Annotated in this window: 6 protein-coding genes; 2 read left to right on the forward strand and 4 right to left on the reverse strand. The window is 57.3% G+C overall.

The window, feature by feature from the left end; all coding sequences use genetic code 11:
* The first annotated feature begins 353 nt into the window (after positions 1 to 353).
* A complete protein-coding gene (locus F3I21_RS22980; protein ID WP_150059885.1) occupies positions 354 to 1,430 on the forward strand; it encodes an acyltransferase in 1,077 nt (358 codons plus the stop codon).
* A gap of 116 nt (positions 1,431 to 1,546) precedes the next feature.
* Positions 1,547 to 4,174, forward strand: a complete 2,628-nt coding sequence (locus F3I21_RS22985) for an autotransporter outer membrane beta-barrel domain-containing protein (RefSeq protein ID WP_223815742.1) — start codon at positions 1,547 to 1,549, stop codon at positions 4,172 to 4,174.
* 4 nt (positions 4,175 to 4,178) lie between these two features.
* Here the strand turns inward: F3I21_RS22985 and F3I21_RS22990 are convergent, their stop codons facing one another.
* The 4 genes from F3I21_RS22990 to F3I21_RS23005 all read right to left on the reverse strand — a co-directional run bounded on the left by F3I21_RS22990 (position 4,179) and on the right by F3I21_RS23005 (position 7,456).
* Complete coding sequence (locus F3I21_RS22990; RefSeq protein ID WP_150059886.1) at positions 4,179 to 5,756, reverse strand: IS66 family transposase; 1,578 nt, start codon at positions 5,754 to 5,756, stop codon at positions 4,179 to 4,181.
* A 19-nt stretch (positions 5,757 to 5,775) separates the two neighbouring features.
* On the reverse strand, positions 5,776 to 6,123 hold the full coding sequence (tnpB, locus tag F3I21_RS22995; RefSeq protein ID WP_150059887.1) for an IS66 family insertion sequence element accessory protein TnpB: 348 nt from the start codon (positions 6,121 to 6,123) through the stop codon (positions 5,776 to 5,778).
* Positions 6,120 to 6,779 carry an IS66-like element accessory protein TnpA gene (tnpA, locus tag F3I21_RS23000; RefSeq protein ID WP_150059888.1) on the reverse strand — a complete coding sequence of 220 codons (660 nt, stop codon included), beginning with the start codon at positions 6,777 to 6,779 and terminating at the stop codon, positions 6,120 to 6,122. Before tnpA ends, tnpB begins: the two co-directional genes overlap by 4 nt.
* A gap of 410 nt (positions 6,780 to 7,189) precedes the next feature.
* Positions 7,190 to 7,456, reverse strand: coding sequence for a hypothetical protein (locus tag F3I21_RS23005; RefSeq protein WP_150059889.1), 267 nt, complete (start codon positions 7,454 to 7,456; stop codon positions 7,190 to 7,192).
* Positions 7,457 to 8,122: the final 666 nt, after the last annotated feature.

Consider the following 8,122-nt stretch of genomic DNA (forward strand, 5'->3'; position numbering starts at 1 on the left):
GCCAGGGCTTTCAGCCTTTTTGTGGCTCAGCCCCGCCGCTTAGGGGGATTCACCGCCCGGATAAAATAACACAACTCCCACAAAATTCAGGCATTACTCTGATTAACACCGGTACTGAAAAGCGGTGTCCAAAACAGTCTTTTCATAACGGTGGTAACCGTGAAAGTCCGGGCTAAGTGCCGGTGAGGTGCCAGTACTGAACGTCAGTGTGAGTTTGTCAGGGGAGAGTCTGCCGTATGACCCGCTATGCCCTGCGCTCATTTTAGTTCCGGTCGGTATCTGGTCTGGTAAGGGGAATGCTGATAAATTAAGTATTTCTTAATAATTTCCGTTCAGAGAGTGGGCTTTAAACCGTGAGAATTCTGACTATTCAGTACGTACGCGGACTGGCGGCCTTGCTTGTGGTCATTGCCCATAATTCTGCCTTTCTGGGGGAATACTGGGTAAACCACATTCCCGGCGCCCTGGGTGTCGATGTTTTTTTCATCGTCAGTGGTTTCATTATGACGTTCATCACCCGCCAGGTACCGGAGCGGGCCGATACATTTTTAATTAAGCGTTTTTTCCGCATATGGCCTCCCCTCTTTCTGATCTGGCTCGCCTCGCTTGTCTTTGTTTACCCTGAACGGACCATCGGCCAGATGTCATGTGTCCTTTATTTCTGCCTTCAGGATTACAGCAGTCAGGGGCCGACGTTTGGTTACAGCCCGCTGGGGCCACCCTGGACGCTGTCCTATGAAGTCATGTTCTACGCCGTTTTTGCCCTTTCCATGCGTCTCAGTTATCGCTACCGCAGCTGTCTCTGCGCACTGATTTTTATGGCTACCATGGTGGGATTTCAGCTCTTTTATAACGGCAGCTTCAGCTTCTCCTCACAGGTGTCGCCTGAAATGGTCGTCTCGCACTGGTGGCAGGGCTGGATTAAAATTGCCAGCAACACGGTTGTTTTTGAATTCATTGCGGGTATGTTTCTGGCAGAACTGATGGTGAATAACAAAATCAGTGACTCCCGCGTTATCCGGACAGTGGCGTGGGGTGCTCTCGCTTTAGCCATTACTTTTGTCACCATCACCGGGCCGCAGGTTTTCGGCATGAGCGGCGGCTTCTGGCCGGCGCTGGTAATTATGGCTTCGGTCATTGCGCTGAGCTGCCATATAAAAACCGTAAACATTCGCGCGCTGTCATTTCTGGGTGATATTTCTTACTCACTGTACCTGGTTCATTACCCGGTGATGCTTTTTATCAAAAACGCTTTACCTTCATCGGCGATGCAAAACGGTAACCCGGCAGTATTTATACTGTCAGTCGTCATAAGCACGGGAATAGCGTCAGTGGTGTTCAGGCTGGTTGAAATACCCTCGGTACAGTTAGGGAAAAAAATCACCAGGAGCCTCTTGCTAAAAAGAGCCTCCGAAAGCAGCCAGTCTTAAAGGGAAAAGTCATTTGAGCCGGAATCTTTAAAGCATCAGATATATGTATTGATGAAACCAGACTTCGCTTATTTCACGCCAGTATTTATGAAGTTTTTTCCTGAACGGGGTTCAAAATGATTCATGAAAAAAAGCACGTATTGTGGACCGTCAGCCTGATGAGTTTAAATTTACTTTCATTTTCATCAGTGGCAGCCAGTGTCTGTGACTCGGTTGCCGATGACGATTCACAGACCGTCACCAGTCAGGAAACCGAAGAATGTACGGTTTCGCCGTCACTGGGTTTTTTCTCGGTGGCTCAGGGAGCTTCTGTTGATGTTACCCGTGAGGGCGTGGGTGGCGTCGCGGTCTATATTCCGGACAACAATCTGGAAGTGTTTGGTAATGGTGGCACCATCACTTCTGCTTACACGGGTATACGCATAGCCAGTAACGGGCCTGGGGTGTCAAACGAAACTCACATTGATGACTTTATTAATGACGGACTTATATCCGTGACCGGAGGGACAGGTATTGCCGCCGTTTATAACGTTTCAGGGTTTATTGGGGATTTTACAAACAGCGGCACACTGCAGAATGATTCCCTGATCACCAATATGGCCCTCAACAGCGATCTGACCGGAAACGACAATTACACCACCGCCCTTTATAACCTTTCATCAATTGACGCGGTTTTTAATAACGGGAAAATCAAAGCTGCGACAGGTATTACTAACCTTACAACGAGTGGAATAACCAACCGGATAGGTAAAATTGACAATACGGGCACCATTACGGGCTCCGTCGGCAATGGTATTCTCAACGAAGGAACGATTGGCAGTATCCTCAATGAGTCTGGTGGAATCATTCAGGGGGCAGACACGGGTATAAGCAATGCCGGTAACATCTCTCAGATTGTAAACAGCGGCACAATCAGAGGGGGAAACTGGTCTGTATACAATTCAGGCAACATTAGCGGCGGTATTCACAACTCAGGATTGCTTGATGGCTCTGTTTACCTTGGCAACTCAGCTATTTATATCAGTGGGACCAGAGCGGTTATTAACGGCGCATTAACCGGTCAGGCGGGCTCTGCAGTGTTCGTGGGGGATGGAAACTCGTCCGCAGCGTTCACCGCCACGAATAACGCAAGCGTGGACAAGATTACCGTCACGTCCGGCAGTTCACTGACGCTCTCACCATCTGCCCGCTGGTCCGCCGCTAACGGCACGGTAAATAACGGCACCCTGACCCTGGAAAGCGGCAGTATCCTTGACGGTGCCCTGTCACAGAACGGCACACTGCTCTTCAGTACGGAAAAAAACGCCTCCTCAGTCATTAATGCCAGCCTGACCAACCGCGGAAGCCTCGTGCTGAATCCCACCCCGGCCAGCGCGGGCAACACCCTGACGGTTAACGGTGACTACACCGGACTGCCCGGCAGCTCGGTATCGCTCGGCAGCGTGCTGGGCGGCGATGACTCCCTGACTGACCGCCTCGTGGTGACCGGCAACACAAGCGGCGCCAGCACCCTCTTCGTGACCAATGAGAACGGCGGCGGCGCGCAGACGCTGGACGGCATCCAGCTCATCAGCGTGGGCGGGCGCTCTGACGCCGTGTTCTCGCTGGGTAACCGCGTGGTGGCCGGTGCCTACGACTACAGGCTGCGCAAAGGAAACGTTTCGGGTACCGACACGGCGGGCTGGTACCTGACCAGCACTGCCTTCGCATCAGTCCCTGACCCCACACCTTCTCCCGGGCCTTCACCTGAGCCAGTCCGCATGTATCGCCCCGAGGCGTCGGCCTACACGGCTAACCTTCAGGCGGCGAATACCCTGTTTGACCTGTCAATGCGGGACCGCAGCGGGGAAACGCGCTACAGCGACCCGGTAACGGGGGAGGCCCGTACGACCAGCCTGTGGATGCGTAATCTGGGCAGCCACGGGCGCGCGTCCATGGCGGACGGCCAGAACCGCACTCAGACTAACCGCTACGTACTGCAACTGGGCGGGGATATTATTCAGGGCTCCACAAACGGCACGGACGCGCTTCACGCCGGCCTTATGGGCGGCTACGGCCGGGCGGACAGCGGCTCACACAACGGCCTGACCGGCCGGGACGCAAAGGGCAGCGTGAGCGGATACAGTGCAGGGGTGTACGGCACGTGGTACCAGAACGCAGAGGCCAAAACCGGCGCATGGGCCGAGACGTGGGCGCAGTACAACTGGTTCCGCAACGAGGTCTCAGGGGATATGCTGCCTGTGGAGCGCTACAACAGTCAGGGAATAAAGGCGTCGCTGGAGGGCGGCTATGCCTGGCTGGCGGGACGCTGGCAGAGCCGCAGCGGAACGGAGAACCGCCTGTTCCTTGAACCGCACGCGCAGGCCGTCTGGTCCGGCATCCGGGCGGATGACCACACCGAGGCGGGCGGCACCCGCGTGCAGGGGACGGGAAACGACGGGGTCACCACCCGCCTGGGACTCAGAACCTACCTGAACGGGAAAAGCCGGCTGGACCAGCAGACCGTGCGCGAGTTCCAGCCGTTCGTGGAGGTGAACTGGCTGCACAACACACAGGTGTACGGCGTGCGCATGAATGAAGAAACGGATGATGTGCGGGGGAGCCGGAACGTGGCCGAGCTGAAAACGGGTGTAGAGGGGCGTCTGTCGAGGAGCCTGTCGGGCGCCCTGGTGTTCACGCAGCAGGCCGGAGGCGGTGGCTACCGCGACAGTCAGGGCTCGCTGCAGGTAAGCTACCGGTTCTGAGATATCATCCCGTCGCGGGCGGCAGGTCAGCTTTCCACGGCAGCAGGTCGCGCAGCCTGTTTACCGGCCAGTCCTGGATATGACCCGGCACATAGCGCAACCACGCCTCCGGCTCCACTCCGTTCAGCCTGCAGGCCCCGATAAGTGAGTACAGGACGGCTGCATGCTCCCCACCCGCGTCTGAACCGGCGAACAGCCAGTTTTTCCTGCCCAGGGCAACGCCACGCAGCGCGTTCTCAGCGATATTGTTGTCGATTTCCGCCCAGCCATTGCTGCAGTACAGGTTCAGCGCGTCCCACTGCTTAAGCAGGTACGCGAACGCCTTCGCCGTATCTGAGTGGCGCGACAGCACCTTCATCTGCCCCTGCACCCAGTCATACAGCGACTGCATCAGTGGGACGGTCTGTTCTTTTCGTACCGCCAGCCGTTCGTCTGCCGGGCTGCCGCGTATCTCTGCCTCGATGGCATACAACTCACCGATGCGCTTCAGCGCTTCAGTGGTAATGTCTGTTGGTGTCCGGACGTGAACGTCGTGGATTTTTCGCCGCGCGTGTGCCATGCAGGCCGCTTCCCTTATGCGTCCTTCTTCGTACAGCGCGTTGTAGCCACCGTACGCGTCCGCCTGCAGGACACCGCTGTACCCGGCAAGGTGCTGTTGTGGATGAACGCCATTCCGGTCCGGCGAGTACGCGAACCACACCGCCGGTGGAAGCTGTGACCCCGCGTTGCGGTCATCCCGCACGTAGACCCACAGCCGGGCCGTGCGGGTTTTACCGCTGCCCGGCTCCTGCACCGGCACCGGGATATCGTCGGTATGCACTTTGCCCGGCATCAGCACGTACTGGCGCAGCAGGTCGTACAGTGGCTCCAGCAGTTCGCTGACCGCGCCGGACCAGCGCCCCAGCGTGGCCCGGCTCAGCTCCACACCCTGACGGCGGTATATCTCCGACTGACGGTAGTGCGGCGTGTGCTCGCCGAACTTCGCCGTGACGATGCGCGCCAGCAGGCCGGGGCCTGCATAACTGCGCTCAATGGGTTTTGACGGCATGGCTGTCTGAACGATGTGGTCACAGCTGCAGCAGGCCAGTTTTGGACGCTGCGTTTCGATAACCTTAAAGGCGCTGCTGATAAGCTCCAGCTGCTCCGATACGTCGCAGCCCAGCGCGCTGAGCTCTCCACCACACGCCGGGCAGGCGGTTTCTGTCGGCGGCAGCGTGCGGGTTTCGCGGGGAAGCGCGGCAGGAAGCGGTTTACGGGCAGAAGACTGGCGAAGCGGCTGCGGGAGCACCGGGTCATGTTGCTCACCCAGTACTTCCGCCATCTCCTCCTGCAGGGCACCGATGCGCTCCTCTGCCTCGCGCACCTGACGGGCCGTTTTCTCACGCAGCTTTTCGGAGCTTTTGCCGAACTGCATACGCTGCAGCTTAGCAACCAGCGCCTTCAGCCGGTATATTTCGCTGGCGTACGCCGCCACCCGCTGTGAGAGCAGGCGGTTATACTCCACCATTTTGCGGAGGGTGGTCTGCTGCTCCTGCAGCAGTGCCCTGAGCCGGGCGTTTTCATCAGGGTATGAGAAGTCCATAACCCCACTTTACAGCAGGTTATATGCGTATTCCAGGGCGTTCCGTCCGCTGCGGATGTTTCCAGTTAATGCCTTCCAGCAGCATCGACAGCTGCGCCGGCGTCAGGTCGACTTTACCGTCGCGGGTCACCGGCCACACGAAGCGTCCCCGCTCCAGCCGTTTGGTGAACAGGCACAGGCCATCCCGTTGCGCCCACAGTATCTTTATCATGTCGCCGCGACGCCCCCGGAAGATGAACAGATGCCCGCTGAAGGGGTCATCCCATAACGTGTTCTGCACCCTGGAAGCAAGGCCATTGAAGCCGTTGCGCATGTCCCTCACGCCGGCGACCAGCCAGATGCGGGAGCCCGCAGGGAGTGATATCACCGGCATCCTCCCTGCATTTCACGGATAAGCATCCTGAGCAGCTCTGGCGTCAGCTTTCCACTGATACGAAGCGTCCCGACGGGCAGAACCAGCTCACAGCAGGTAGCTCCGTCGCTCAGAGCGGAGGGAAGATGAGTCGGCTCGGGGCCGGATTCAGCAGCGAGCATCACGGGCAGCATGAGTGGAGCGTCTGTCCGTGCAGCCAGCAGCCCCTGCTGATAAAGGCGCCGCCAGTTGAACAGCAGATTATCATTAATGTTATTTTCGCGGGCAAGCTGAGCCACGCTGACGCCGGGCTGCATCGACTGCTCCACCAGAGCGATTTTGAAGTCGCGGGAGAAGTTGGGGCGTCGTGGTCGCTTGCGGGCGACAGGGATTTTGCAGGGGACCGGGGCACGGGGTGGAACGGGGGATTTTCGGGATGCCTGTCGGTAAAGGCGTTTATCCAGATTTTTTGCGTTGATTCGTGGTGGCAAAGGCCAGGACAGACCTGCCTTCCTGAAGCGAACAAAGAGTTCGCAGGCCGTGGTTTTGGGGATGCCTAACCGGCGTCCAGCCTCAATACACGGCAGTTTTTCTTCAAAGTGGAGGCGAAGTACCTCAAGAAGCCATGTCCGGTGTTTCACACGATAGTGTCCATTAAAAATGATGGACACTATTTCCCCGGAACCGGAGTCTGCTGCACAGACGGTCTAATTGAGACGCTTACGACTGCATTTCCGTTTTCAGATAGAGGGGAGCAGAAGATTGCGGTTGTATTGCACAGCCTGTCAAAAGAACAGCTGCAGCCAGAGTTAAGCTGGTTAATAGTTTCATTTTATTCCTGTTTCTATGCGGGACCTGTTCACTATATCGGCTGAATTATGCGTGGCTTGATACCATTTATAACGAGGATTTTGATAGAAGCAGGCAAGCAGTGCGCAGCCGGCCCCTGAATGCCGCATGAGCGGCATGGAAGCGTCAGAAACCATTCAGGACGGCACTGATGCCATCGGGCGCAGTGAGCCCGGCGGAGCCGGTAACAGCGCCCATACCACAGAATAAACTGGCACTGAGATCCGGCATTTCAGGACGTCATCAGCCCTGAGAGAACCCAGTCGCCGCAATCCCGGTGCCTCTCCACAACCTCCTGGTCAGGATAGATTTCCAGCGTCTCGATCGCACCCAGCATGACCGTTTCCATCTCCGGCGACCATGCCTGCGTTCTGGCCAGTTCTCCGCGGATAAAGCCGGCAATCCGTAGCCGCGTGGTTTCAAGACCATCGCCGGCCATGGCCACGGCGCCGATCATGGTGTAAACCCTCTCCAGCTCCCCGTGCTGCTGTTGAGCCATCTGCATCGCATTAACCTCTCAGACGTAGCCGGACGGGCGAGCAGTGCGCAGCCAGTCCTGTGAATGCCGCGTGAGCGGCATGGAGGCGCCAGAAACCGTTCAGGACGGCTCAGATGCCAGCTGGCGCCGTTAGCCCGGCACAGCCGGTTACAGGGCCGATGGTGGCGAAAGCCCAACCCCGCCCTGACTGACGCCGTTTAAGCAGCGGCCTGTCAGCAGCTTATCAGTCGGACGGTCGGAGACGAAAGAAAGAAACCGCGGGCCTCTGGTTACAAAGCGGTTCAGACTCTGTAGTTACAGCATCCATTTATCAGCCACTGCAGTTCCGGCCCTCCGGGCCGGGCGGCCGGGGCTGGTCAGTGGGGGCAACCGGGCTTCAGGTACGGCGCGGGTCCGGCCTGAGAGGGGCTGGATGGTTCAGGACTGGATGATTACAGTGAATTTTTTGTCTGTTGTAACTAACTACTCGGGAGGGGGCCCGCGTGAGCGGGAGGTGCTTCAGATTCTGAGCGGCGCGGACGTTTACGGTCGCTGCAAGTGAAGGCCTTATTTATCCCCGCAGAATGCCGGCATGAACACCTTATTTATCTTTTCTGATTAATTCTTTCTGACGTAAGTCAGGAATGTTTTGCGGGTAATTTCAGATCTGTTTGCAGGTAAGTCACG

Source organism: Pantoea sp. B_9 (assembly GCF_008632015.1).
Classification (GTDB): Bacteria; Pseudomonadota; Gammaproteobacteria; order Enterobacterales; family Enterobacteriaceae; genus Pantoea; species Pantoea dispersa.

What these genes read in the sequence shown, in the direction of transcription:
- F3I21_RS22990 (WP_150059886.1), bottom strand. Translation starts at nt 5,756, where the DNA reads ATGGACTTCTCATACCCTGATGAAAACGCCCGGCTCAGGGCACTGCTG.
- F3I21_RS22985 (WP_223815742.1), top strand. Translation starts at nt 1,547, where the DNA reads ATGATTCATGAAAAAAAGCACGTATTGTGGACCGTCAGCCTGATGAGT.
- F3I21_RS23005 (WP_150059889.1), bottom strand. Translation starts at nt 7,456, where the DNA reads ATGGCTCAACAGCAGCACGGGGAGCTGGAGAGGGTTTACACCATGATC.